This window comes from Burkholderia sp. Ax-1719 (genome assembly GCF_011753055.1).
In the GTDB taxonomy this organism is placed as follows: domain Bacteria; phylum Pseudomonadota; class Gammaproteobacteria; order Burkholderiales; family Burkholderiaceae; genus Paraburkholderia.
This window is the reverse complement of sequence record NZ_VWWJ01000023.1, coordinates 43671-67477: the sequence shown is the minus strand read 5'-3', so window position 1 is coordinate 67477 and position 23807 is coordinate 43671. Positions and strand designations below refer to the sequence as shown.

Genomic DNA, 23807 nt, shown 5'->3' with positions numbered 1-23807 from the left:
TCCGGGCGCAGCACGCGCCCGGATCCGGTCTCGCTGGTTCTGACTGTATCCGGCTGTTCGTCGCTGTATCCTGGGCGCCAAGTCTGCCTCGCGCCCCCGCTTCCCCTGAGTTTTCCGTTTGTGTCTGCCCGCCGTCAGCGATTGCCCGCTGCGAGCGCGCGATGCGCTATCGTGTGGCTGCGTCACAGGCGCGGCATGCTTACGCAACACGAATAAATGCGTTATCGGGCATGGAGCCGCAGGCGCTGTTTGCGCACCAAATTCGCCCCCGCAGCCCCAGCGGCACCAAGGCGGGGCACGCGCGTTTTCGCGAATGTCGCGTGGTATCGCGAGCGTGGCAAACTCTTTACAATGAATCGCACATTGCCATGAAAGCCAGCCTCCAACTCCGCCTCTCGCAGCATCTTGCGCTCACTCCGCAACTGCAGCAGTCCATCCGGCTGCTACAGCTGTCGACGCTCGAACTGCAGCAGGAAGTCGCCACGGCGATCTCGCAAAATCCGCTGCTGGAGAACGACGACGACTGGATTTCAAGCCCCCTGCGCGTAGCCGCGGACGGCTCGCTGATCGCCCAGCCGCCGCAATCGTCGGCGCCGGAATCGATGCAGGGCGCCAGCAACGGCTCGTCCAGCTCATCGGGCAGCGACAGCGATAACGGCGATGGCGAACCGCGCGGCGTGGACGACTACAACGGCCTGGGCGGCGACGCCAACGGCGATTCCAGCCAATGGAATCTGGACGACTACGGCCGCTCGGGCAGCGCCTCCGACGACGACGATCTGCCGCCGCTGCAGATCCACGAATCCACCACGACGCTGCGCGATCACCTGATGGCGCAATTGCGCGAAACGAACGCCAGCCTGCGCGATCGTGCGCTCATTACGTTCCTGATCGAATCGCTCGACGAAGACGGTTACCTCTCCACGACGTGCGAGGAAATTCTTGCCGATATCCCGGAAGAACTCGAAGTCGATAACGACGAGCTGAACGCGGCACTCGCCTTGCTGCACAGCTTCGACCCGGCGGGCGTGGGTGCGCGTTCGGCTTCCGAATGTCTCAAGCTGCAACTGCTGCGCGTCAATTCGTCGCCTACGCGCACGCTGGCGCTGGAGATCGTGTCGAACCATCTGGAACTGCTCGCGGCGCGCGACTTCACGCGCTTGCGCAAGCAACTGAAGACCGGCGACGACGAACTGCGCGACGCGCACACGATGATCCGCTCGCTCGAACCGTTCCCGGGCGCGGCCTACGGCAAGGCGGAAGCCGACTACGTCGTGCCAGACATCATGGTGAAGAAGACGGGCCAGAACTGGTTCGCAGAACTGAACCCGGAAGTGGTGCCCAAGCTGCGCATCAACCATTTGTACGCGAATATCCTGCGCAACAACCGGGGCGATCCGGGTAGCGGCTCGCTGCGCCAGCAGTTGCAGGAAGCACGCTGGCTCATCAAGAACATCCAGCAGCGCTTCGAAACCATCCTGCGCGTGGCGCAGGCGATCGTCGAGCGTCAGAAGAACTTTTTCGTCCACGGCGAGATCGCCATGCGCCCCTTGGTTTTGAGGGAGATTGCTGATACGCTGGGCCTACACGAATCAACTGTCTCGCGTGTGACAACCGGTAAATACATGCTGACTCCATTCGGGACACTTGAATTTAAGTACTTCTTCGGATCGCATGTATCGACAGACACGGGAGGCGCAGCATCCTCAACCGCGATCCGCGCGCTCATCAAGCAACTCATAGGAGCCGAGAACACCAAATCCCCTCTTTCGGACAGCCGCATAGCCGAACTGCTGGCTGAACAGGGTTTCGTGGTTGCGCGACGCACCGTCGCGAAGTATCGCGAAGCACTGAAGATTCCAGCGGTCAATTTGCGCAAGTCTCTTTGAGCCTGTTCCGGCTTTTACGGAGCAGGCGTTTTCCGGCCGCAACGCCAGTTGGCGGAAATGGCCGGCCGCGCTAGTCGTTCGTAGCAGGCCTTTCGGGGAGCCGCACGCTTCGGCAAGTCAGTCGACCGGCACAGCCGCGCTTCACGCGTCACGCGGCCATCAGCCTGGAGAAGCACTATGAATCTGAAGATCAGTGGACACCATCTCGAAGTAACGCCAGCGTTGCGAGAATATGTGATCACCAAACTGGACAGGGTGCTAAGGCATTTCGATCAGGTCATCGATGGCAATGTGGTCCTCTCGGTCGACAACCACAAGGAAAAGGACAAGAGACAGAAGGTTGAAGTGAACCTTCATCTGAAAGGCAAGGACATCTTCGTTGAGAGCTGCAATGGCGACATGTATGCCGCCATCGATCTCGTGGTCGATAAACTCGATCGCCAGGTCGTGCGTCACAAGGACCGCGTGCAGGGACATCAGCACGAAGCGCTCAAGCATCAGCCGCAAGTTCAGATCGAACTACCGCCGCAATGATGCGATGAAGATGTTGGTGCGATAGCAGTAGCAGGAACGCGGGGCTGCCGGTTGAATTCCGATGCGGCCCCGATTCAGAACCGGTTGGAACGTCTGATCCAACGCACCAGCGCAGCCGCCCACAGGGCGGCTTTTTTAATGGAAGCCCGCTGCGCGCGTTCGGCATCGAACGGTGTGGACGGGTGCAACCGTGCAACAATGGTTGCGCCGATGCCTGGCGCATCGCACCATCGGCCAGTACGCTTGATCTATAATGGACTGGTCGCTTTCGGGGTATCACGTCCCCACGGTCCCGGCTCCGCGCAGGTTGTGCCAAGGTTATGCCAACCACGGCGCCGGCCGCGCACGCATCGTCAGGTGCGCAAAGGCATGTATGCCTCGCGCATCCTTCGCATCGTTTGCCGGGGTGAGGAGCATTTCAGGCCACGTTTTCGCCTGCCAACATGAATCGTTTAGCCAAAATACTTCCCATCGAGAACGTCGTCGTCGGCCTGTCCGTTACCAGCAAGAAACGCGTCTTCGAACAAGCTGGCCTGATCTTCGAAAACCAGAACGGCATTGCCCGCAGCACGGTTACCGACAATCTGTTCGCGCGCGAGCGCCTGGGCTCCACCGGTCTCGGTGAGGGCGTGGCGATCCCGCACGGCCGCATCAAGGGCCTGAAGCAGCCGCTCGCCGCCTTCGTGCGTCTGGCCGAGCCCATTGCCTTCGAAGCGCCGGATGGTCAGCCCGTCTCGCTCCTCATCTTCCTGCTCGTGCCCGAACAGGCTACGCAGCAGCATCTTGAAATTCTGTCCGAGATCGCCCAGTTGCTGTCGGATCGCGAAACGCGCGAGCGCCTGCACACGGAAGAGGATCGCGAGACGTTGCATCGCCTGCTCACCCAGTGGCAACCTTGATGTAGCGCGTGTTGCACATCAGCGCGTACGTCGCGTCTGCCCGGCCGTTGCGTTTGTCACGTCCGGCCGGCGCGCGCCGCCTGCGTGTGTGCGTGCACGGCTCATCGGTGAAAACACGGGCAACCGGGCGAGGCCGGTATCCGTTAAAACGGTGGAAGTACTGAAAAGTAGTCAAGCGAGTCACTGCGGAGTCACCGGTTCATGGACACGTCCAGCATCAACGCCCAAAGCATCTTCGACGACAACGCCACCACGCTGAAGCTCAGCTGGCTGACGGGGCACGAAGGCTGGGAACGCGGCTTTTCGGCTGAAACGGTCGCCACGGCCACGGCCAGCGCCGACCTCGTCGGCCACTTGAACCTGATTCACCCGAACCGCATTCAGGTGCTCGGCGACGCCGAAGTGCATTACTACCAGCGTCAGACCGACGAAGACCGTTCGCGCCACATGGCCGAACTGATCGCCCTGGAGCCGCCCTTCCTCGTAGTCGCCGACGGCATGACCGCGCCGCCCGAACTGGTCCTGCGCTGCACACGCTCGTCCACGCCGCTGTTCACCACGCCGATGTCAGCGGCCACGGTGATCGACAGCCTGCGTCTCTACATGTCGCGCATCCTCGCGCCGCGCGCCACGCTGCACGGCGTATTCCTCGACATTCTCGGCATGGGCGTGTTGCTCACCGGCGATTCAGGCCTGGGCAAGAGCGAACTGGGGCTGGAACTGATCAGCCGCGGCCACGGTCTGGTGGCCGACGACGCCGTGGACTTCGTGCGCCTCGGACCGGATTTCGTCGAAGGCCGCTGCCCGCCGCTGCTGCAGAATCTGCTGGAAGTGCGCGGTCTGGGCCTGCTCGACATCAAGACGATCTTCGGTGAAACGGCCGTGCGCCGGAAAATGAAGCTCAAGCTGATCGTGCAGCTGGTGCGCCGTCCCGACGGCGAATTCCAGCGTCTGCCGCTGGAATCGCAAACCGTCGATGTGCTCGGCCTGCCCATCAGCAAGGTCACGATTCAGGTCGCGGCTGGCCGAAACCTCGCCGTGCTGGTCGAAGCGGCCGTGCGCAACACGATCCTGCAGCTGCGCGGCATCGACACGCTGCGCGACTTCATGGACCGCCAGCGCCTCGCCATGCAGGACCCCGACAGCCAGTTCCCCGGCAAGCTGATCTAACGTTCCCCGCGGCCCGGCCAGAAGCCTGTCCTGGGCCGCCGGTGTGCGGCCGGCACGCCCGACTGTCATCGCGAGGGCGCAGATCGGATGCTATGATGACCCAATCGGGTTCATCGACTTTCCCATGCGTATCATCCTGATCACCGGCATCTCGGGTTCCGGCAAGTCAGTGGCGCTGAACGCGCTCGAAGACGTCGGCTATTTCTGCGTCGACAACCTGCCTCCGCGTTTTCTGCCGCAACTCGCGCAATATCTCTCCGAAGACGGTTACGAGCGTCTCGCGGTTGCGATCGACGCGCGCTCGAGTTCCTCGTTCGAAGACATGCCGGAGATGATCCGCGGTCTCGCGCCCCAGCACGACGTGCGTGTGCTGTTTCTCAACGCCAGCACGCAGTCGTTGATCCAGCGCTTTTCCGAAACGCGCCGCCGCCATCCGCTGTCGGGTTCCGCCGCACACGATGCCAACGTGGGCATGCTCAAATCGCTGGAAGAAGCGATCGAGCACGAGCGCGAACTGGTCGCCAACCTCGCCGAATTCGGCCATCAGGTCGACACCAGCAATCTCAGTTCGAACGCGCTGCGCCAGTGGGTGAAGGTATTCGTCGAAGGCGAGCGCGGCTCGCTCATGCTCACCTTCGAATCGTTCGGCTTCAAGCGCGGTGTGCCGCTCGACGCCGATCTCGTGTTCGATGTCCGCACGCTACCCAATCCGCATTACGACGCCCGTCTGCGTCCGCTCACCGGGCTCGATCAGCCCGTGATCGACTTTCTCAAGGCGCAACCGGCGGTGCATGAAATGATCGACGACGTTTATGCGTTCGTGGCCAAGTGGCTGCCGCATTTTCGCGCCGATAACCGCAGCTATCTGACCGTCGCGATTGGCTGCACCGGCGGCCAGCATCGCTCGGTCTTTATCGCCCAGACGCTCGCCACGCGCTTCGCGGGCGAGTCTAACGTGATCGTGCGTCATCGCGATGCACCCCTCGACGTCGGAGAATCGTCCCGGCTTATCGCCTAACTGGCCGCGCGGGCGCGGCCTTAACCGAAGCGTTGCGCCATGTCCTCGACTCCTGCCGTGCTCGCCGATTTGCCGCTCTTTCCGCTGCATACGGTGCTCTTCCCCGGCGGCCTGTTGCCGCTGAAGATCTTCGAAGCGCGTTATCTGGACATGGCGCGCGAATGTCTGCGCGAAAAAACGCCGTTCGGCGTGTGCCTGCTGAAAAGCGGCGGCGAAGTCGCGCTGCCCGACGAACCCTCGGTGCCCGAAGCGATCGGCTGTCTCGCCGAAATCGAGCAATGCGATGTGGAGACGTTCGGCATGCTGCTGATCCGCGCGCAGGGCACGCGGCGTTTCAGGCTGCTATCGCATCGGGCGCAGCACGACGGCCTGCTGGTCGGCATGGCCGAGCCGTTGCCCGACGACATTCCGCTCGAAGGCAGCGAAGCGCTGGCGCGCTTTGGCGCCTGCGCCGAAGTGCTGGAACGCATCATCGCGACGATCCGCGAGCGCGATGCTGCCAGCGTCCCCTTCGCGGAGCCGTTCCGCTTCGACGACCCCACGTGGGTCTCCAACCGCCTCGCCGAAGTGCTGCCGATCGCGCTGCGCGCGCGCCAAAAGCTCATGGAGCTGAACGACGCCGGCGCGCGTATCGAGGTCGTGCATCACTACATGCAGCAGCATCAGTTGCTCTGATGCTGCTGCTTTAACGCTTCAAATCAGCGACCCACGCAGACCGTCGAGCAGTTTGCGCACCGGCGCGGGCACGCCATATGCATCGATCTCGCGCAGCGGCACCCACACCGTTTCGGCTTCCTGCGCGCCGAGCGCGCCGCCCTTGCGCCCCATCTCGACCACACGCGGCTCAATGTCGAGCTTGAAGTGCGTGAAGGTGTGCGTGAGCGGTGCGAGCGCCGACACCGTCGACAGATCCGCCCCAAAACCTTCAGCGCGCTCAGCGAGCGCGGCTTCGCCGGGCGCTTCGGGCAGGCTCCACAAGCCGCCCCAGATGCCCGAAGGCGGGCGCTTTTCCAGCATCACCGAATCGCCGTCCATCAGCACGAGCATCCAGGTCTGCCGCAACGGCACGGCCTTTTTCGGACGCGACGCGGGCAATTGACGCTGACGGTTGGTGGTCTTCGCCAAGCAGTCGCTCGCGAACGGGCAGCGCTCGCAGTCGGGCTTGCCGCGCGTGCAGAGCGTCGCGCCCAGATCCATCAGGCCTTGCGTGTACGAGCTCACATCGGCGTCCGTCGCATTGGCATCGGGCACCAGCGACTCGGCCAGCGTCCACATGCCGTTTTCCACGCGCTTTTCGCCCGGAAAGCCTTCCACGCCGAACACGCGCGCCAGCACGCGCTTCACGTTGCCATCGAGAATCGTCTCGCGCGCGCCGAACGCGAACGAGGCGATCGCCGCAGCCGTCGAGCGGCCGATGCCAGGAAGTTCCGCGAGACCTTCGACCGTGCGCGGGAACTGCCCGCCGTGTTCCTGCGCCACCACCTGCGCGCAGCGGTACAGATTGCGCGCGCGCGTGTAGTAGCCGAGGCCTGCCCACAGCGCCATCACGTCGTCGATGGGCGCGTTGGCGAGGTCTTCGACGGTCGGAAAGCGTTCGAGAAAGCGCGCGTAGTAGGGAATCACGGTGGAAACCTGCGTCTGCTGCAGCATGATTTCCGATAGCCAGATGCGATAGGCATCGCGCGTGTTCTGCCACGGCAGATCGTGGCGGCCATGCACGCGCTGCCAGGCGATCAGGCGCGGCGCGAAGCTCGCGAGCAGTTCCACGGGATACGTGGCCTTCAGCGCGGCCTGGCGCGCGGCGCTCGTGAGCGTGTCTTTGGATGCAGTCGAGAGATACATGGAGAAGCTTGCCCGTCAGCGCTGGCAGCGCGGACAGAAATAAGTGGAGCGCTGGCCCTGCACGATCTGTTTGATCGGCGTGCCGCAAACGCGGCAGGGCTGGCCCGCGCGGTCGTAGACGAAATATTCGAGCTGAAAATAGCCGCTCTCGCCATTACTGCCGACGAAGTCGCGCAACGTGCTGCCGCCCTTTTCGATTGCGGAGGCCAGCACGGCGCGCACGGCGTCGGCGAGCAGTTCGTAGCGCGCCAGCGAAACGCGCCCTGCGGGCGTGGTCGGCCGGATACCCGCGCGAAACAGACTTTCCGACGCGTAGATATTGCCAACGCCCACGACGATATCGCCCGCGAGCAGCGCCTGCTTGACGGAGACCTTGCGTCCGCGCGTCTCGCGAAACAACAGCGCGCCGTCGAAGGCTGGCGTAAACGGCTCGATGCCCAGGTTCGCCAGCAGCGGATGCCCCAGCACGTCGCCAGCCTCGCGCGGATGCCACAGCACGGCGCCGAAGCGGCGCGGATCGCGATAGCGCAGCGTGAACTCGTCGAACAGCCAGTCGACGTGATCGTGCTTTTCGGCCGCCGGCGGCTTTGGAAAATTACGTAACACCCGCAACGTCCCAGTCATGCCAAGATGCACGATAAACCAGCCTTCATCGATTTCGAACAGCAGATATTTGCCGCGCCGCCCCACGGAACGAATCGTGCGACCGCGTAGCGTGCGGGCGAGCGTGGCGGGCACCGGCCAGCGCAGCGACGCATTGCGCACGTCAACGCGCTCGACGCGGCGGCCGGCGACCCAGGGCTCGATGCCTCTGCGGGTGACTTCGACTTCTGGCAGTTCTGGCATGACTGGCGACTGATGAAAGGCGGGTGGTGAGATTGGCTGAAACGATCGGGGGATGCGCGGGGCTGGTCTGCAACTTGCGTCATCGTCGTGCGCGTATTGTAGCCAGCGCGTTACAATCGACCGAAACATTCGACGGAATTCCATGGAACTGTCTTTCGTAAAGCTGTTTGCGAAGCGCCTGCCTGGAGCAGCGCCGCGTCTGCGCAACACCCCGGCACTGCGTGCGTTCGGACCCCGTCGCCTGCTTGGCGTCGCCGTACTCGCCGCCTGGGCATTGACCACTTCGAGCGCGTACGCGCAGGATCCGTCCCCCGACTCTGACGACACTTCCGTCACGATGCCGGACGCCTTCGGCCCCGCCACGGCGGACGAGCAGAAGGACCTGCCGAACGTTGCGCTCTCCAGCCAGATCGTCTTCCAGGTGCTCGCCGCCGAAGTCGCGTTGCAACGCGACCAGCCGGCGCCCGCCTACCAGACCTATCTCGCGCTCGCCCGCGACACGCACGATCCGCGCATGGCGCAGCGTGCGACCGAGATCGCGCTGGCCGCGCAAAGCCCCACGGACGCGCTGACCGCGGTGCAACTGTGGCAGCAGTACGCTCCCGATTCGGAGCGCGCGGCGCAGCTCGACGCCTCCCTGCTCGTCCTCAGCGGCAAGCCCGCCGACGCGCAGCCGCTGCTCGCGCGCGAACTGGCGCGCGTACCCGCGGATAGCCGCGGTCAGGCGATCCTCTCGCTGCAACTGCTGCTCTCGCGCGGCCCGAACCGTTCGGGCGGCCTGGACGTGCTCAAGTCGCTGCTGTCCAACGACATGAACCGCCCTGAAGCGCAGCTCGCTATCGGCCGTCAGCAACTGCTCGCCGACGACGTGCCCGGCGCACGCAAGTCGTTCGAGCAGGCGCTCGCGATCAAGCCCGACTTCCTGCCCGCCGCGCTGATGCTCGCGCAGATGGGCCCTGAAGAGCGCAAGGAAGGCGTCGCTGCAATCGAAAAGTACGTGCAGAGCAATCCGAAGTCGCGTGACGGGCGCCTCGCGCTCGCGCAGACCTATCTGGCTTCCGATCGTCTGGACGACGCGCAGAAGCAGTTCGAGATCCTGCACAAGAACGATTCGAAAGACCTGATGCCGCTGATGGCGCTCTCGCTCATCGACGTGCAGCAGAAGAAGTACGACGACGCGAAGAAGTACCTGCAGATGTACGCGCAACAGGCTGAAAAGACGCCGGGCGCGGATGCGGGTCAGGCGTATATCTACCTCGCGCAGCTGTCCGTCGAGCAGAAGGACGATGCGGGCGCGCAAGCGTGGCTCAACAAGATCGGCCCGAGCAGCCAGCAGTACGTGCCCGCGCAGATCACGCGCGCGCAGATGCTCGACCGTCAGGGCAAGATCGACGAAGCGCGCAAGCAGCTCGCCAGCATCCAGAGCGACGACCCGCGCGACCAGGCGCTGATCGCCCGCACGGACGCCGCGATCCTGTTCGACGCGAAGCGCTACCCGGAAGCCGAAGCACGTCTGGCCAAGGCCACCGCCGATTTCCCGGACGATCCCGATCTCACCTATGACTACGCGATGGCCGCCGAAAAGAACGGCCACTACGAAATCATGGAAGCGCAGTTGCGCAAGCTGATCAAGACGCAGCCGGACAATCCGCAGGCGTACAACGCCCTCGGCTATTCGCTCGCGGATCGCAACCAGCGTCTGCCGGAAGCGGATCGTCTGGTCGAGAAAGCTTCGTCGCTGGCACCGGACGACGCCTTCATCATGGACAGCGTGGGCTGGGTCAAATACCGCATGGGCGACAACGCCGATGCCATCAAGCTGCTGCGTAAGGCGTACAGCCTGCAGCCGAACGCCGAAATCGGCGCGCATCTGGGCGAAGTGCTGTGGAAGAACGGCGACCAGACCGGCGCGCGCGATGCCTGGCGCGAAGCCCGCAAGCTCGAACCCGACAACGACACGCTCCTGAAGACGCTCAAGCGTTTCCAGGTCAACGATCTCTGATGGCGAATTTCCCTCTGTCCAGTCTGCTGTCCACCTGCGTGCGCCGTCCGGCACTGGGCGTGGCGGCCGCCGCGCTGCTCGCCCTCGCGGGCTGCGCGACGCAGGCGCCGCACGAGCCGTCCACCGCGCGCGCCACGACTTCGCTGACCACGCAGACGAGCCGCGCGTATCACGGCCGCTTCGCGATCCAGTACAACGATCAGAACGGCCAGCAGCGCAACGCCTACGGCAACTTCGATCTGCGCGAGGCGAATTCGACCGTCACGCTGCAGTTGCTCAATCCGCTCGGACAGACGCTGGCTGTCGTGACGTCCGCGCCGGGTCAGGCCACGCTCGAACTGCCGAACAAGCCGCCGCTCACCGCCGACAACGTCAGCACGCTGATGCAGCAGGCGATGGGCTTCGCGCTGCCGGTCGAAGGTCTGCGCTACTGGCTGCAGCCGTCGGCGGCGCCCGATTCGCGCGCCCGCACGACGTTCGATCCGCAGAATCCGCAGCGCCTCTCGAAGATCGAGCAGGACGGCTGGGACATCGACTATCTCGCTTACGCGGATGCGCCGGCCACCGGCGTCAAACGCGTGAACCTCACGCGCGAAGATCCGCCGCTGCAGATCAAGCTCGTGCTCGACCAGTAATCCAGGAATTGCGTCCGGCATGTGCTTCGACGCACACCTCGCCGGACGCCACGCAACATGACCGAAACTCAAGACTCGCTGCGCGACTGCCTCGCGCCCGCGAAACTCAATCTGTTCCTCCATATCACGGGCCGCCGGCCCGACGGCTACCACAACCTGCAGACGGTTTTCCAGCTGCTGGACTGGGGCGACACGCTGCATTTCAAGCGTCGCCAGGATGGCCGCATTACGCGCACGACCGAAGTCGACGGCGTTCCCGCCGAACATGACCTGACGGTGCGCGCCGCCACGCTGCTCAAGCAACACACGGGCACGCAGCAAGGCGTGGAAATCGACATCGAAAAGCGTCTGCCGATGGGCGCGGGCCTGGGCGGCGGCAGCTCGGACGCGGCCACCACGCTGCTGGCGCTCAACCGGCTGTGGAAACTGAATCTGCCGCGCGAGGAATTGCAGGCGCTGGCGCTGAAACTAGGTGCGGATGTGCCCTTCTTCGTGTTCGGGAAGAATGCATTTGCAGAAGGCGTTGGCGAAGCGTTGCAGGCAATTGAATTGCCCGCACGCCACTTCCTCGTGGTGACACCGCAGGCACACGTCCCGACCGCCGAGATTTTTTCGGAAAAGCAGTTGACACGTGACACGCAGCACTGCACAATAGCATTCTTTCTTGCACAGCAAGCAACGCAGCAGGGATGGCCAGATAGCTTCGGTCATAACGATATGCAAGCCGTTGTCGCAGGAAAATACGCGGAAGTAGCGCAAGTGCTGCGATGGTTTGATGATGTATCAAACAGTGTCGCGCCGGCGCGGATGACCGGATCGGGTGCAAGCGTATTTGCAGCATTCGCCAGTCGGAACGAAGCAGAATCGGCTCAGACCCGACTGCTTGCGGAACAGCCGAACTGGAGAAGCGCAGTCACCTCGAGTCTGGACAAGCATCCACTCTTCGCTTTCGCGTCATAAGTTTTGCATGGCTGATCGTCCTACCGGTCAGTCAGGCTAGAAGTTGAGTGTAGGGGAGTCGCCAAGTTGGTTAAGGCACCGGATTTTGATTCCGGCATGCGAGGGTTCGAGTCCTTCCTCCCCTGCCAAAAATTCTAAAGTAGTTCGCCCAAGTAGTTCCTCTCGCCCCCCCAAGTCCGCAGCAGGTGCATGATGAGCAGCCATGACGGCCTGATGGTTTTTACTGGCAACGCAAATCCCGCGCTTGCACAGGAAGTCGTCAAGATCCTCGGTATTCCCCTCGGTAAGGCTATGGTTAGCCGCTTCTCCGACGGTGAAATCCAGGTCGAAATCCAGGAAAACGTGCGCGGTAAGGACGTCTTCGTCCTTCAGTCGACTTGCGCACCGACCAACGACAACCTGATGGAACTGATGATCATGGTCGATGCGCTCAAGCGCGCATCCGCCGGCCGGATCACCGCAGCCATCCCCTACTTCGGCTATGCCCGTCAAGACCGCCGCCCCCGTTCGGCGCGCGTCGCCATCTCGGCGAAGGTCGTGGCGAACATGCTGGAAATCGCGGGCGTCGAGCGGATCATCACGATGGATCTGCACGCTGACCAGATCCAGGGCTTCTTCGATATTCCCGTCGACAACATCTACGCTACGCCCGTGCTGCTCGGCGATCTGCGCAAGCAGAATCACGAGAACCTGCTGGTCGTTTCGCCGGACGTCGGCGGCGTGGTGCGCGCCCGTGCGCTCGCCAAGCAACTGAATTGCGATCTCGCGATCATCGACAAGCGTCGTCCGAAGGCGAACGTCGCCGAAGTGATGAACATCATCGGTGAAGTCGAAGGCCGCACCTGCGTGATCATGGACGACATGGTCGACACCGCCGGCACGCTCTGCAAGGCAGCGCAAGTGCTCAAGCAACGCGGCGCGAAGAAGGTGTTCGCTTACGCTACGCACCCGGTTCTCTCGGGTGGCGCGGGCGAGCGCATCGCAGCCTCGGAGCTCGACGAACTGGTTGTGACCGACACGATTCCGCTGGGCGCAGAAGCCCGTGCCTGCTCGAAGATCCGCGCGCTCACCAGCGCCGGTCTGCTGGCAGAAACGTTCTCGCGCATCCGTCGCGGCGACTCGGTGATGTCGCTGTTCGCGGACAGCTAAAAAGATTCGCGCGAAAGGCGCGGCATTCGCAAGGATGCCGCGCCTTCGTGTAATCAGCGCAGGCGGACGAAGGTCTGCGCTGTTATCGTCGGGGGCCTTCTGGCAAGTGTTTGCCGAAAGGACCCCGTTTTACTTACTGCCTGGTCGCGGGCAGTGCATTGAAAAAGAGAACACCATGAAAGTCATCGCTTTCGAGCGTAACCTGCAAGGTACGGGTGCGAGCCGCCGCCTGCGCATCGCTGGCAAGACCCCTGGCATCGTTTACGGTGTCGGCGCTGAGCCGCAACTGATCGAAGTCGATCACAACGCGCTGTGGCACGCCCTGAAGAAAGAATCCTTCCACTCGTCGATCCTCGAGCTCGAAGTGGCAGGCAAGTCGCAACAGGTTCTGCTGCGCGACGTGCAATACCACCCGTTCCGTCAGCTCGTGCTGCACGTGGACTTCCAGCGCGTTGACTCGAGCAAGAAGATCCACACGAAGGTGCCCCTGCACTTCATGAACCAGGAAACGAACCCGGCTGTGAAGACGGGCGGCGCGATCATCTCGCACGTTCTGGCTGAACTCGAAGTCCAGTGCCTGCCGGGCCAACTGCCGGAATTCATCGAAGTCGACCTCGCAAAGATCGAAGCCGGTCAATCCGTGCACGCCAAGGACATCACCCTGCCCGCAGGCGTGACGCTGGTTCAGCACGTTGAAGTCGAAAACCCGGTCGTCGCTTCGGCACCGGTTCCGGCTGGCGCGCAAGCTGCTGCTGAAGGCGAAGAAGCCGCTGCTGAGTAATCAGCCGGCAAGAGCCGATCCTCTCGATCCGTTTGAATAAAACGGAACGACGTGACCCGCCGCGGTTCGCCCGGCGGGTTTTTTTTCGCACTCTTTTCTACTCTTCCGTACACTTGCGGATCGATCCAGCAATTCATCGATTCACGCAGGCGGAACACCCAACATGATCAGGTTGATCGTCGGGCTCGGCAATCCGGGCGCCGAATACACGGCGACGCGCCACAACGCGGGCTTCTGGCTCGTGGACCAGCTCGCGCGCGAAGCCGGCACCACGCTGCGCGACGAGCGCCGCTTCCACGGCCATTACGCGAAGGCGCGCCTCTACGGCGAGGAAGTGCATCTGCTCGAACCGCAGACGTATATGAACCGCTCGGGCCAGTCGGTCGTCGCGGTGGCGAACTTCTTCAAGATCCTGCCCGACGAGATCCTCGTCGCGCACGACGAACTCGATCTGTCGCCCGGCACCGTCAAGCTCAAGCTCGGCGGCGGCAGCGGCGGCCATAACGGTCTGAAGGACATTTCCGCGCATCTGTCGACGCAGAATTACTGGCGTCTGCGCATCGGCATCGGCCATCCGCGCGATCTGATTCCCGAAGGCGCGCGCGCCGGCGCCAAGCCGGATGTGGCGAACTTCGTGCTCAAACCGCCGCGCCGCGAAGAGCAGGATGTGATCGACGCGTCGATCGAACGCTCGCTCGCCATCATGCCCACCTTCGTCAAGGGCGAAACCGAACGCGCCGTGATGCTGCTGCACCGCAACGGCTGAAATCCGCGCGCGCTGCGTTGGGACTCGCGGCCGCGCGCCGCAAGTCTTATCGAAGCCAAGGAGAGCGTCTTGAGTCGTTTCTGGAGTGACATCGTCCACCGCCTCGTGCCCTACGTGCCCGGCGAACAGCCGGCGCTCGCGCACCCGGTGAAGCTGAACACCAACGAGAACCCCTACCCGCCCTCGCCGCGCGTGCTCGACGCGATCCGCGCGGAACTGGCCGGCACGGACGGCTCCGGCGAATCGTTGCGCCGCTATCCGGACCCGCTCGCCAAGGGCTTGCGCGCCACGGTGGCCGCGCATCATGGCCTGCGCCCGGAGCAGGTGTTCGTCGGCAACGGTTCCGATGAAGTGCTCGCGCACGCCTTCCAGGCGCTGCTCAAGCACGACAAGCCGATTCTCTTTCCGGACATCAGCTACAGCTTCTATCCGACCTACGCGCGCCTGTACGAAGTCGAATTCAACACGGTGCCGCTCGACGAGCGTTTCGAGATTCGCGCCGACGACTACCTCGCGCAGAACACGCCCAATGGCGGCGTGATTTTCCCGAATCCGAACGCGCCCACGGGCCACGTGCTGCCGCTCGCCGAAGTCGAGCGCATCGTCGCGGGCAATCCGGATTCGGTGGTGATCGTCGATGAAGCGTATGTGGATTTCGGCGCGCAATCGGCCATTGCGCTGATCGAGCGCTTCCCGAACCTGCTGGTCGTACACACCACGTCCAAGTCGCGCTCGCTTGCGGGCATGCGCGTGGGCTTCGCGTTCGGCCACGCCGATCTGATCCAGGCGCTCAATCGCGTGAAGGACAGCTTCAACTCGTACCCGCTCGACCGGCTCGCGCAGGCGGCCGCCACGGCGGCATATGAAGACAACGCGTATTTCGAGTCGACCTGCCAGCGCGTGATCGCAAGCCGCACGCGCCTGATCGCCTCGCTCGAAGCGCTGGGCTTCGAAGTCGTGCCGTCGGCGGCTAACTTCGTGTTCGCGAAACATCCGGCCCACGACGCGGCAGAGATGTCGGCGAAACTGCGCGCGCAGGAGATCTTCTTGCGCCACTTCAACGCGCCGCGCATCAACCAGCATCTGCGTATCTCGATCGGTACGGACGCCGAATGCGACACGCTCATCGCCGCGCTCAAGGCCATCGTCGCCTGACGCTCTCAGTAACCAGCGTCGAGCCATAAAAAAACGCGCCCTCGGGCGCGTTTTTTCTTTGTGCAGCAGGACAAATCGCTTCAGGCGTTCTTCGCCGCCGTCAGCGTCTCGTACTTCTGCATCAGTTGCTCTTGCGATTCGAGGTGCTCGGGATTCTTCGGGATGCACTCCACCGGACACACCTGGATGCACTGAGGCTCGTCGAAATGGCCGACGCACTCCGTGCACTTGTTCGGGTCGATCACGTAGATTTCCGGGCCCATCGAGATCGCGTCGTTCGGGCACTCGGGCTCGCAGACGTCGCAATTGATGCACTCGTCGGTAATCATCAGGGCCATACTTCTCTCGCTTTTCCCTTCAAAAACAACACATTATAGCGCCGCGGCCCTGCGATTTGCCTGACCCGCGAAGACGTCAGGGCTTTGCCGCACTGTTGAGCGCCGCCACCTTGTCCTGCAGGCGCTTTTCCACCGAAGGAAACACGAACTTGCTGACATCGCCGCCCAACTGGGCAATTTCGCGCACGATGGTGCCCGAAATGAACTGGTATTGATCCGACGGCGTCATGAACATCGTTTCGACGTCCGGCAGCAGGTAGCGGTTCATGCCCGCCATCTGGAACTCATACTCGAAGTCCGACACTGCGCGCAGGCCGCGCACGATCACGCGCGCGTTGTTGCTGCGCACAAAATCCTTCAGCAGGCCCTTGAAACTCATCACCTGCACATTCGGATAATGGCCGAGCACCTCGTGGGCAATTTCGAGCCGCTCGTCGAGCGTGAAGAACGGCTTCTTGTTGCGGCTGTCGGCCACGCCGACCACCAGCGTGTCGAAAATGCTCGATGCGCGTCGCACGAGATCTTCGTGACCGCGCGTGAGCGGATCGAACGTACCGGGGTACACGGCGACTACCATGAGGCTTCTCCTCTCAACAGAAATGGGGCGCATTGCCACGCCACTTTATGATCTGCGCGGCATGCGCGAGTGCCTGCGTGACGCCGGATGACGCCCGCCCGCTTCATTATCGAACGCGCATTATTCCTCATTTTCGCGCTGCAGCAAATGATAGCGGACCGCTCCCGCCTTGCCCTCGCGCACCACGCTCCAGCCCGCCAGCGCGGGCTGCGAAGCCGGATCAACCGGCTCACCGGATTCGACATAGAGCCAGCCGTCGGCGGCCACGAGCGGCGCGGCCAGTTCGAGCGAGCGAGTGAGCAGCGCCTCATCGCCAAACGGCGGATCGAGGAACACCACATCGAACGAGCCCGGCGCGAGATTGGCGGCCAGACGCAGCGCATCGGCTTCGGCGATTTCGATCGTCTTGGCGCCCAGACGCGCCTGATTGGCGCGCAATTGGGCGGCGGCGCGCGCGCTGCGCTCGACCATCACGACGCGCGCCGCGCCGCGCGAGGCGGCCTCGAAGCCCAGCGCGCCGCTGCCCGCGAACAGATCGAGACAGCGCTGGCCATCGAGTTGCTGGCCGAGCCAGTTGAACAGCGTCTCACGTACGCGATCGGGCGTGGGACGCAGGCCTTCGAGATTGAGCACCGGCAGCGGCGTGCGCTTCCACTCGCCGCCGATGATGCGGATCGAATGCGGCGCGTTGACGGGCGCCTTGACAGCAGGCTTCGCGGCGGGCTTCGCCTCGAGCCTTGCGGCGGCTTTGGCGCTTTGCGGGCGCAGGATAGATGAACGGGCCATACGGGTTCTACTGGATGAATGAGTACGATTGTCCGCGCGTGAGCGCGCCGACGTGCTATTGCGCGAACGTTACCACAGGGGCGCGCGCACGCTGCAGGCCCGTCGCGGCGACGCGCCCGGAGCCGCCTGATAAAATGCTGTGTTTTCCACGCGTTGCCCGCATCTTCGACGTCGATGACCGTCCCTCGGTCAGACCCGCAACGCGATCCCACCACACCAGATCATGTTCAGTTTCTTCAAACGACTCCGGGGCTCGAAGGGCGCCGGGAACGATGCAGCCGAAGCCGCACAGGACGAAGCGCACGAGGCCAACGAGGCGCTAGAAACGCCTGAAGCGCCCGCCGCAATCGAGCCGCATGCGCCGCAAGCCGCCGAAGCCAACGAAATCATCGCGGACGATGAAAGCAGCGAAGCCGAATTCGACGCCGTCGAAATCGTGCCGCCGCCCGCGCCTGACGCCGTCGCCAAGCAATCCTGGCTGTCGCGCCTGCGCTCGGGTCTGTCCAAGACCGGCTCGAACATCCAGAGCATCTTCGTCAACGCGAAGATCGACGACGATCTCTACGAAGAGCTCGAAACCGCGCTGCTGATGTCAGACGCGGGCGTGGACGCCACCGAATATCTGCTCGAAGCGCTGCGCCAGAAAGTGCGCGCCGAACGCCTGACCGAAGCGCAACAGGTGAAAACCGCGCTGCGCCAGTTGCTGATCGACCTGCTCAAGCCGCTCGAACGCTCGCTCATGCTGGGCCGCGCGCAACCGCTCGTGATGATGATCGCGGGCGTGAACGGCGCGGGTAAGACCACCAGCATCGGCAAGCTGGCCAAGCATCTGCAGAGCTTCGACCAGAGCGTGCTGCTGGCCGCCGGCGACACCTTCCGCGCCGCCGCGCGCGAGCAGCTGACGATCTGGGGCGAGCGCAACAACGTTACGGTCGTGCAGCAGGAAAGCGGCGACCCGGCCGCGGTGATCTTCGACGCCGTGAACGCGGCGCGCGCACGCGGCATCAATGTCGTGATGGCGGATACCGCCGGCCGTCTGCCGACGCAGCTGCACCTGATGGACGAGCTGAAGAAGGTCAAGCGCGTGATCGGCAAGGCTTTCGACGGCGCGCCGCACGAAGTGCTGCTCGTGATCGACGCCAACACGGGTCAGAACGCGCTCACGCAGGTGAAGGTTTTCGATGACGCGTTGGGCCTCACGGGCCTGATCGTGACCAAGCTCGACGGCACGGCCAAGGGCGGCATTCTGGCGGCGATTGCTCGCCAGCGCCCGGTGCCGGTGTATTTCATCGGCGTGGGCGAGAAGGTCGAAGATCTGCAGCCATTCGTGGCCGAGGAATTCGCGGACGCGCTGCTGGGTAGCTGATCCGCTTGCAGCCGCAGATGTGCTGAAAGTAAAAGGGCGCCGCTCTCACGAACGGCGCCCTTTTTGCATCTATCGACGCTTATCTTCGCGTCATTCCGCGTCCGGCTGCGCACCCGGCGCAGCGCGCACGAAGGCATCGAGTTGCCCGGCGTAGTCGCAGATGCGCTGGATCGTCGGATAGCGCGTCGTGTCGATCTTGAAGCGATGCGCGTTGAACACCTGCGGCACGAGGCACAGGTCGGCGATGGTCGGCGTATCGCCAAAGCAAAGCTTGCCCGTGCGCGGGTCGTTCGCGAGCCGTTCTTCCAGCGTCGCGAAACCGCTTTCGATCCAATGGCGATACCACGCGTCCTTGGCCGCATCGTCGACGCCCAGCGTGTGCTTGAGGTACTTCAGCACGCGCAGGTTGTCGATCGGATGGATTTCGCACGCCACCTGCAACGCGAGCGAGCGCACGTGTGCGCGGTCGGCAGGCGACTTCGGCAGCAGCGGCGGCTCAGGATGCGTTTCCTCGATGTATTCGATAATCGCGAGCGATTGCTGGATCGCGTGATTGTCGTCGTCGACGAGAGTCGGCACGATCGCATCGGGATTGATCTTGCGGTACTCGGGCTTGAGTTGTTCGCCGCCGTCGCGCACCAGATGCACCGGCACGTACTCGTAGGGCAGATTCTTCAGGTTAAGCGCAATACGCACGCGATACGACGCCGAACTGCGGAAATAGCTGTAAAGCTTCATGCTCCTCTCACGCTCCTCTTCTTAGTTCGTTCAGACCACGCGCACGGCGAATTCGCCCAGACCGTCTACGCCGCCCGTCATGACGTCGCCACGCTTGACCGCGCCCACGCCTTCGGGCGTGCCGGTGTAGATCAGATCGCCGGCCTTCAACTCGAATAGCGTCGAAAGGAATGCGATCGTGTCGGCAACTGGCCAGATCAGCTGCGAAATATCCGAACGCTGCTTTTCCTCACCGTTCACGTTCAGCCAGATCGCACCTTTGCCGATCTGCCCAACCTGCGCCACCGGATGAATCGGGCCGATGGGCGCCGAATGATCGAAGCCTTTCGCCGTATCCCACGGACGGCCGAGCTTTTTCGCTTCGGCTTGCAGGTCGCGGCGCGTCATATCGAGGCCCAGTGCATAGCCGAACACGTGATCCAGCGCGCTTTCGACGGGAATGTTCTTGCCGCCCTTGCCGATCGCCGCGACGAGTTCCATCTCGAAATGCACGTTCTGCGATTGATCGGGATACGGGAATTCGGCCTCAGCGCCCGGCGCAACATAGAGCACGGCATCGGCAGGCTTGGCGAAGAAGAACGGCGGCTCGCGGTTCGGATCGTGGCCCATCTCGCGTGCATGTGCCTCGTAATTGCGGCCAACACAGTAGATGCGGCGCACCGGAAAGCGCGCATCGCTGCCAGCGACCGGCACAGCGGCGAGCGGCGCCGGATCGAATACGTAAGTCATCGAAATCTCCGTCTTTTGGATGATGCCAGGACGCCGACACAGCAGTCGCGCGAGCGGCGAGGCCTGACGAACATAACGCACGAGTGTAACGCGCAGGGGCATGAGGGCGTCATCACGTTACGGCAACCGCGTATTACAGCGCACCCGCTGCGTCCATGGTTCCCGCCCCCACTGCGTCCGGTCTGGCTGCGCGGGTCGTGCGATACTTCCTGCATCCCCGATATCCCAAATTGAACGGAGCGGCGTGCGTCGCCGCTTCCGCACCCACGCCGCCATGAACGCCCCCGAATCCGCCGGTTCCACTGATTCCACCGACACTTTCTCCTGCGCCCGCTTCATCAAGGAGATTGGCCGCGGGCCGCACGGCGCGCGCTCGCTCTCGTCCGAAGACACGCACGCGCTGTATGCGGCCATGCTTGACGGCCGCGTCTCCGATCTCGAACTGGGCGCGGTGCTGCTCGCCTACCGCCTGAAGGGCGAAACCGCCGAGGAACTGGCCGCGATGCTTGCCGCCGCGCATGCGTCCTTTGCGCCGCTGGTGGTGGCCGAAGGCGACTATCGGCCGGTGTCGATCCCGAGCTACAACGGCGCGCGCAAGCAGCCGAATCTCGTGCCGCTGCTCGCGCTGCTGCTCGCGCGCGAAGGGGTGCCGACGCTCGTGCATGGCGTCGTCACCGATCCGGGTCGCGTCACCAGCGCGGAAATCTTCACTGCGCTGAACCGCCCCGCCGCGCAGGATCACGCGGAAATCGAGGCGCAGCTTGCCGAACGCAAAGTCGCATTTGCGCCGATCGAAACGCTCGCGCCGCAACTCGCGCGGCTGCTCTCGCTGCGTCGGCGTATGGGCGTGCGCAACTCCACGCATACGCTGGTGAAACTGCTGCAGCCGTTCGCGCAACCGGGCTTGCGACTGGTGAACTACACGCATCCGCCTTATCGCGAAAGCCTGAGCGCGCTGTTCGCGGCGCATCCCGATGCGGCTATCGGCGGCGCCCTGCTCGCGCGCGGCACCGAAGGCGAGGCTGTCGCCGATACGCGCCGCCAGGTGCAGGTGGACTGGCTGCACGACGGCATCTGCGAAACGCTGATCGAGCCGGAGCGCTCGTCGCCCGACGCGCCCGAAGTCGATCTTCCGGAAGGCCGCGACGCCGCGACCACGTCCGCATGGATCGAAGCGGTGCTGCGCGGCGAAGCACCGGTGCCCGACGCAATCGCGCGTCAGATCGAAACGATCAAGCGCATCGCCAGGCGTTAAGTCAGCCGCAACGAAGACATCGCCCGATCCGCCGAAAGCCACGCGGCGCGGGCGATGCGCGAAATACACACCATCGCTTCAGCGCGCTTCGTCGCCCATCTTCGCGCATCTTCCTGCGCGCAATCTGCAAATTCCCTGTTGACACACGCAAGCGCCCTGATTTACATTGGACGAATGCGTTCCTTCCCGAACACCCTCCGCATTGCCCACGGCCTACTATCGGCCCTATCGCTACGCCTAGCCTAAAGCTGGTGTAGCGCCGCAACGACCACCTCTCCGGTCACCGCGGTCCTCCCAAAGCAGTTCTCGCAGTACCCCAAATCCGCTGTATCTCTACAACCTGTCGTCTGCATTCGTCCGTCTACCGTCCGGACGAGTCGCGAGGTCAAAATGCACGTTGCATGGGCATCGTTCACGTCCGCTTTCGCCGCGCCGGCTACCGCCGTCACCGTGGCCGTCTTCCTTGCGTCCGCGGTTGCCGCCCGTACGCATGAAGTTTCGCGCATCGTGCTCCGTCGCCAGCCCGCCAGCCGCCCGCTGCCGACCGCCATCGCAAACGACACCATGAAGAACGAGGCTCGTCATGTTGCGTAATCCCGCTGAGAAGTACCGCCCCTTCCCCGCCATCCGTTTGAACGGCCGCAAATGGCCGACGCGCACCGTCGAGCGCGCGCCGATCTGGATGAGCACCGACCTGCGCGACGGCAACCAGTCGCTGATCGAGCCGATGAGCATCGAGCAGAAGACCGAATTCTTCGAAATGCTCGTCGCAATCGGCTTCAAGGAAATCGAAGTGGGCTTTCCGTCCGCCTCGCAGACCGACTTCGATTTCGTGCGCAAGCTGATCGACGAAAAGCGCATTCCCGACGACGTGACCATCGAAGTGCTCGTGCAATCGCGTGAAGAGCTGATCGCGCGCACATTCGAAGCACTCGAAGGCGTGCCGCGCGCCATCGTCCACCTCTACAACGCGATCTGCCCGTCGTTCCGCAAGATCGTGTTCAACCAGTCGAAGGACGAAGTGAAGGCGCTCGCGGTCGAAGGCACGCGCATCATCCGCGAACACGCCGACAAAAACCCGCAAACGCACTGGACTTACCAGTATTCGCCAGAAACCTTCAGCATGACCGAGCTGACGTTTGCACGCGAAGTCTGCGATGCGGTGGCCCAGACGTGGCGCCCGACGCGCGATCACAAGATGATCGTGAATCTTCCGGCGACCGTCGAGGCGGCCATGCCCAACGTCTTCGCCGACCAGATCGAGTGGATGGACCGCAACCTCGCGTATCGCGACAGCATCGTGCTTTCCGTGCATCCGCATAACGACCGCGGCACCGCCGTGGCCGCCGCCGAAATGGCGCTGCTCGCGGGCGCGGATCGCATCGAAGGCTGCCTGTTCGGCAATGGCGAGCGCACCGGCAATGTCGATATCGTCACGCTCGCGATGAACCTCTACACCCAGGGCATCGACCCGGGCCTCGATTTTTCGGATATCGATGCGGTGCGCCGCGTGGTCGAGCGCTGCAACCAGCTCCCCGTGCATCCGCGTCATCCGTATGCGGGCGATCTCGTCTTCACGGCGTTTTCGGGTTCGCATCAGGACGCGATCCGCAAGGGCTTCGCCGTGCAGCAGCCGGACGCCGTCTGGGAAGTGCCGTATCTCCCGATCGATCCCGCCGATCTCGGCCGCAGCTATGACGCCGTGATCCGCGTGAACAGCCAGTCGGGCAAGGGCGGCGCGACGTATCTGCTCGAACGCGGCATGGGTTTCACGCCGCCGCGCCGTGTGCAGATCGAGTTCAGCCACGCCGTGCAGACGGTCACCGACGCTTCCGGCGAAGAAATCACCGGCGACGCCATCTGCGCATTGTTCGCCAGCGAGTACTTCGAGACGCAAGGCCCGGCGGAACATGCAGGCGCGAACCGCGTGCGCTTCGAAGGCCGCGACGTGGCAATTCCCGCTGCGGCGGCAGCGTCGATTGACGGCACGCACGCCCAGGCAGTCGCCACGGCGATTGCGGCAGCGGCCGGTCAAGGCATTGAAATCACCTCGTTTGACTCGACGCGTACGGCGCAAGGCGGCACGGCGGTATTCGTCGGCGCGCGGGTGCGCGGTCAGTCGCTGCGCCACGGCGTGGGTGTCGCGGACGATGCAGCGCAGGCAGTCGTGGCGGCGGTGGTGAGCGCGGTCAATCGCTCGGCGTGGACGCAGATCGATCGCCGCGCGGCGGCCTGAGCGCGACGCTCAAGACCGATTATCGGAACAGGTTTGTAGAAGCAGTAAAGAAGGCGGCGCCGTTGAGCGCCGGCGGCATAACGGGCCGCTGGCGTGCGCCCGATCCGCTTACGCTCTGCGTGGGGCCAGAGTAAGC

The 23807-nt window shown here is 63.6% G+C and carries 24 protein-coding genes and 1 tRNA gene; 18 read left to right on the top strand and 7 right to left on the bottom strand.

The features are described 5' to 3' along the window. The first annotated feature begins 368 nt into the window (after window positions 1–368). The 6 genes from F3J17_RS28915 (at window position 369) to F3J17_RS28890 (ending at window position 6185) form a co-directional block, all read left to right on the top strand. Window positions 369–1889: an RNA polymerase factor sigma-54 gene (locus F3J17_RS28915; protein ID WP_167067400.1), complete on the top strand. Its 1521-nt coding sequence runs from the start codon at window positions 369–371 to the stop codon at window positions 1887–1889. Between the two features lie 177 nt (window positions 1890–2066). After that, a complete protein-coding gene (gene raiA / locus F3J17_RS28910; protein WP_027815676.1) occupies window positions 2067–2423 on the top strand; it encodes a ribosome-associated translation inhibitor RaiA in 357 nt (118 codons plus the stop codon). 443 nt (window positions 2424–2866) lie between these two features. Then, window positions 2867–3322 (top strand): PTS IIA-like nitrogen regulatory protein PtsN, encoded by a 456-nt coding sequence (gene ptsN, locus F3J17_RS28905; protein ID WP_027815677.1) that lies wholly within the window; start codon window positions 2867–2869, stop codon window positions 3320–3322. 201 nt (window positions 3323–3523) lie between these two features. Continuing rightward, window positions 3524–4492, top strand: coding sequence for an HPr(Ser) kinase/phosphatase (gene hprK, locus F3J17_RS28900; protein WP_027815678.1), 969 nt, complete (start codon window positions 3524–3526; stop codon window positions 4490–4492). A gap of 124 nt (window positions 4493–4616) precedes the next feature. Continuing rightward, complete coding sequence (gene rapZ, locus F3J17_RS28895) at window positions 4617–5510, top strand: RNase adapter RapZ (RefSeq protein ID WP_167067397.1); 894 nt, start codon at window positions 4617–4619, stop codon at window positions 5508–5510. Between the two features lie 39 nt (window positions 5511–5549). Beyond that, complete coding sequence (locus tag F3J17_RS28890) at window positions 5550–6185, top strand: LON peptidase substrate-binding domain-containing protein (protein ID WP_167067394.1); 636 nt, start codon at window positions 5550–5552, stop codon at window positions 6183–6185. Between the two features lie 18 nt (window positions 6186–6203). Here F3J17_RS28890 and mutY read toward each other — a convergent pair whose 3' ends face one another. Both mutY and mutM read right to left on the bottom strand, forming a co-directional pair. Beyond that, window positions 6204–7352, bottom strand: coding sequence for an A/G-specific adenine glycosylase (mutY, locus tag F3J17_RS28885; RefSeq protein WP_167067391.1), 1149 nt, complete (start codon window positions 7350–7352; stop codon window positions 6204–6206). Between the two features lie 15 nt (window positions 7353–7367). Continuing rightward, on the bottom strand, window positions 7368–8198 hold the full coding sequence (gene mutM / locus F3J17_RS28880) for a bifunctional DNA-formamidopyrimidine glycosylase/DNA-(apurinic or apyrimidinic site) lyase (protein ID WP_167067388.1): 831 nt from the start codon (window positions 8196–8198) through the stop codon (window positions 7368–7370). Between the two features lie 142 nt (window positions 8199–8340). Between mutM and F3J17_RS28875 the strand changes: the two genes are divergently transcribed. The 8 genes from F3J17_RS28875 to hisC all read left to right on the top strand — a co-directional run bounded on the left by F3J17_RS28875 (window position 8341) and on the right by hisC (window position 15646). After that, the gene (locus F3J17_RS28875; protein ID WP_167067385.1) at window positions 8341–10200 is read left to right on the top strand and encodes a tetratricopeptide repeat protein; all 1860 of its coding nucleotides are present in this window, start codon (window positions 8341–8343) and stop codon (window positions 10198–10200) included. After that, a complete protein-coding gene (gene lolB / locus F3J17_RS28870) occupies window positions 10200–10835 on the top strand; it encodes a lipoprotein insertase outer membrane protein LolB (protein ID WP_167067382.1) in 636 nt (211 codons plus the stop codon). Before F3J17_RS28875 ends, lolB begins: the two co-directional genes overlap by 1 nt. 57 nt (window positions 10836–10892) lie before the next feature. After that, complete coding sequence (gene ispE, locus F3J17_RS28865; protein WP_167067379.1) at window positions 10893–11795, top strand: 4-(cytidine 5'-diphospho)-2-C-methyl-D-erythritol kinase; 903 nt, start codon at window positions 10893–10895, stop codon at window positions 11793–11795. A gap of 51 nt (window positions 11796–11846) precedes the next feature. After that, a tRNA-Gln gene (locus tag F3J17_RS28860) sits at window positions 11847–11923 on the top strand. A 64-nt stretch (window positions 11924–11987) separates the two neighbouring features. Continuing rightward, window positions 11988–12944: a ribose-phosphate pyrophosphokinase gene (locus F3J17_RS28855; protein WP_167067566.1), complete on the top strand. Its 957-nt coding sequence runs from the start codon at window positions 11988–11990 to the stop codon at window positions 12942–12944. A gap of 175 nt (window positions 12945–13119) precedes the next feature. Continuing rightward, complete coding sequence (locus tag F3J17_RS28850; RefSeq protein ID WP_167067376.1) at window positions 13120–13725, top strand: 50S ribosomal protein L25/general stress protein Ctc; 606 nt, start codon at window positions 13120–13122, stop codon at window positions 13723–13725. Window positions 13726–13888: 163 nt separating this feature from the next. After that, window positions 13889–14491, top strand: a complete 603-nt coding sequence (gene pth, locus F3J17_RS28845) for an aminoacyl-tRNA hydrolase (RefSeq protein WP_167067373.1) — start codon at window positions 13889–13891, stop codon at window positions 14489–14491. A 69-nt stretch (window positions 14492–14560) separates the two neighbouring features. Further along, window positions 14561–15646 (top strand): histidinol-phosphate transaminase, encoded by a 1086-nt coding sequence (gene hisC, locus F3J17_RS28840; RefSeq protein WP_167067371.1) that lies wholly within the window; start codon window positions 14561–14563, stop codon window positions 15644–15646. 80 nt (window positions 15647–15726) lie between these two features. Here the strand turns inward: hisC and F3J17_RS28835 are convergent, their stop codons facing one another. From F3J17_RS28835 to rsmD, 3 genes are all read right to left on the bottom strand, one after another. Beyond that, window positions 15727–15984 carry a YfhL family 4Fe-4S dicluster ferredoxin gene (locus F3J17_RS28835; RefSeq protein ID WP_167067368.1) on the bottom strand — a complete coding sequence of 86 codons (258 nt, stop codon included), beginning with the start codon at window positions 15982–15984 and terminating at the stop codon, window positions 15727–15729. Window positions 15985–16060: 76 nt separating this feature from the next. Continuing rightward, a complete protein-coding gene (gene coaD / locus F3J17_RS28830; protein ID WP_167067365.1) occupies window positions 16061–16561 on the bottom strand; it encodes a pantetheine-phosphate adenylyltransferase in 501 nt (166 codons plus the stop codon). Window positions 16562–16681: 120 nt separating this feature from the next. Further along, the gene (gene rsmD / locus F3J17_RS28825; protein WP_167067362.1) at window positions 16682–17347 is read right to left on the bottom strand and encodes a 16S rRNA (guanine(966)-N(2))-methyltransferase RsmD; all 666 of its coding nucleotides are present in this window, start codon (window positions 17345–17347) and stop codon (window positions 16682–16684) included. A 223-nt stretch (window positions 17348–17570) separates the two neighbouring features. Here rsmD and ftsY point away from each other — a divergent pair, with 223 nt between their 5' ends. Next, on the top strand, window positions 17571–18713 hold the full coding sequence (gene ftsY, locus F3J17_RS28820) for a signal recognition particle-docking protein FtsY (RefSeq protein ID WP_167067360.1): 1143 nt from the start codon (window positions 17571–17573) through the stop codon (window positions 18711–18713). 90 nt (window positions 18714–18803) lie between these two features. On the opposite strand, the gene maiA is transcribed toward ftsY, so the two are convergent. Together maiA and F3J17_RS28810 are read right to left on the bottom strand one after the other, a co-directional pair. After that, on the bottom strand, window positions 18804–19451 hold the full coding sequence (gene maiA / locus F3J17_RS28815) for a maleylacetoacetate isomerase (protein ID WP_167067357.1): 648 nt from the start codon (window positions 19449–19451) through the stop codon (window positions 18804–18806). A gap of 30 nt (window positions 19452–19481) precedes the next feature. Continuing rightward, window positions 19482–20180 (bottom strand): fumarylacetoacetate hydrolase family protein, encoded by a 699-nt coding sequence (locus F3J17_RS28810; protein ID WP_167067355.1) that lies wholly within the window; start codon window positions 20178–20180, stop codon window positions 19482–19484. A 274-nt stretch (window positions 20181–20454) separates the two neighbouring features. Here F3J17_RS28810 and ybiB point away from each other — a divergent pair, with 274 nt between their 5' ends. From ybiB to leuA, 3 genes are all read left to right on the top strand, one after another. Next, window positions 20455–21435: a DNA-binding protein YbiB gene (ybiB, locus tag F3J17_RS28805; protein WP_167067352.1), complete on the top strand. Its 981-nt coding sequence runs from the start codon at window positions 20455–20457 to the stop codon at window positions 21433–21435. 390 nt (window positions 21436–21825) lie between these two features. Then, window positions 21826–22029 (top strand): hypothetical protein, encoded by a 204-nt coding sequence (locus F3J17_RS28800; RefSeq protein WP_167067350.1) that lies wholly within the window; start codon window positions 21826–21828, stop codon window positions 22027–22029. Beyond that, window positions 22019–23671, top strand: coding sequence for a 2-isopropylmalate synthase (gene leuA / locus F3J17_RS28795; protein WP_167067347.1), 1653 nt, complete (start codon window positions 22019–22021; stop codon window positions 23669–23671). The genes F3J17_RS28800 and leuA overlap by 11 nt, the downstream gene beginning before the upstream one ends. The last annotated feature ends 136 nt before the right edge of the window (window positions 23672–23807 follow it).

What these genes read in the sequence shown, in the direction of transcription:
- ybiB (WP_167067352.1), top strand. Translation starts at nt 20,455, where the DNA reads ATGAACGCCCCCGAATCCGCCGGTTCCACTGATTCCACCGACACTTTC.
- mutM (WP_167067388.1), bottom strand. Translation starts at nt 8,198, where the DNA reads ATGCCAGAACTGCCAGAAGTCGAAGTCACCCGCAGAGGCATCGAGCCC.
- pth (WP_167067373.1), top strand. Translation starts at nt 13,889, where the DNA reads ATGATCAGGTTGATCGTCGGGCTCGGCAATCCGGGCGCCGAATACACG.
- ispE (WP_167067379.1), top strand. Translation starts at nt 10,893, where the DNA reads ATGACCGAAACTCAAGACTCGCTGCGCGACTGCCTCGCGCCCGCGAAA.
- F3J17_RS28835 (WP_167067368.1), bottom strand. Translation starts at nt 15,984, where the DNA reads ATGGCCCTGATGATTACCGACGAGTGCATCAATTGCGACGTCTGCGAG.
- F3J17_RS28850 (WP_167067376.1), top strand. Translation starts at nt 13,120, where the DNA reads ATGAAAGTCATCGCTTTCGAGCGTAACCTGCAAGGTACGGGTGCGAGC.
- leuA (WP_167067347.1), top strand. Translation starts at nt 22,019, where the DNA reads ATGTTGCGTAATCCCGCTGAGAAGTACCGCCCCTTCCCCGCCATCCGT.
- coaD (WP_167067365.1), bottom strand. Translation starts at nt 16,561, where the DNA reads ATGGTAGTCGCCGTGTACCCCGGTACGTTCGATCCGCTCACGCGCGGT.
- ptsN (WP_027815677.1), top strand. Translation starts at nt 2,867, where the DNA reads ATGAATCGTTTAGCCAAAATACTTCCCATCGAGAACGTCGTCGTCGGC.
- F3J17_RS28800 (WP_167067350.1), top strand. Translation starts at nt 21,826, where the DNA reads ATGCACGTTGCATGGGCATCGTTCACGTCCGCTTTCGCCGCGCCGGCT.
- mutY (WP_167067391.1), bottom strand. Translation starts at nt 7,352, where the DNA reads ATGTATCTCTCGACTGCATCCAAAGACACGCTCACGAGCGCCGCGCGC.
- F3J17_RS28875 (WP_167067385.1), top strand. Translation starts at nt 8,341, where the DNA reads ATGGAACTGTCTTTCGTAAAGCTGTTTGCGAAGCGCCTGCCTGGAGCA.
- rapZ (WP_167067397.1), top strand. Translation starts at nt 4,617, where the DNA reads ATGCGTATCATCCTGATCACCGGCATCTCGGGTTCCGGCAAGTCAGTG.
- F3J17_RS28855 (WP_167067566.1), top strand. Translation starts at nt 11,988, where the DNA reads ATGAGCAGCCATGACGGCCTGATGGTTTTTACTGGCAACGCAAATCCC.
- maiA (WP_167067357.1), bottom strand. Translation starts at nt 19,451, where the DNA reads ATGAAGCTTTACAGCTATTTCCGCAGTTCGGCGTCGTATCGCGTGCGT.
- F3J17_RS28810 (WP_167067355.1), bottom strand. Translation starts at nt 20,180, where the DNA reads ATGACTTACGTATTCGATCCGGCGCCGCTCGCCGCTGTGCCGGTCGCT.
- F3J17_RS28890 (WP_167067394.1), top strand. Translation starts at nt 5,550, where the DNA reads ATGTCCTCGACTCCTGCCGTGCTCGCCGATTTGCCGCTCTTTCCGCTG.
- rsmD (WP_167067362.1), bottom strand. Translation starts at nt 17,347, where the DNA reads ATGGCCCGTTCATCTATCCTGCGCCCGCAAAGCGCCAAAGCCGCCGCA.
- raiA (WP_027815676.1), top strand. Translation starts at nt 2,067, where the DNA reads ATGAATCTGAAGATCAGTGGACACCATCTCGAAGTAACGCCAGCGTTG.
- F3J17_RS28915 (WP_167067400.1), top strand. Translation starts at nt 369, where the DNA reads ATGAAAGCCAGCCTCCAACTCCGCCTCTCGCAGCATCTTGCGCTCACT.
- hprK (WP_027815678.1), top strand. Translation starts at nt 3,524, where the DNA reads ATGGACACGTCCAGCATCAACGCCCAAAGCATCTTCGACGACAACGCC.
- lolB (WP_167067382.1), top strand. Translation starts at nt 10,200, where the DNA reads ATGGCGAATTTCCCTCTGTCCAGTCTGCTGTCCACCTGCGTGCGCCGT.
- ftsY (WP_167067360.1), top strand. Translation starts at nt 17,571, where the DNA reads ATGTTCAGTTTCTTCAAACGACTCCGGGGCTCGAAGGGCGCCGGGAAC.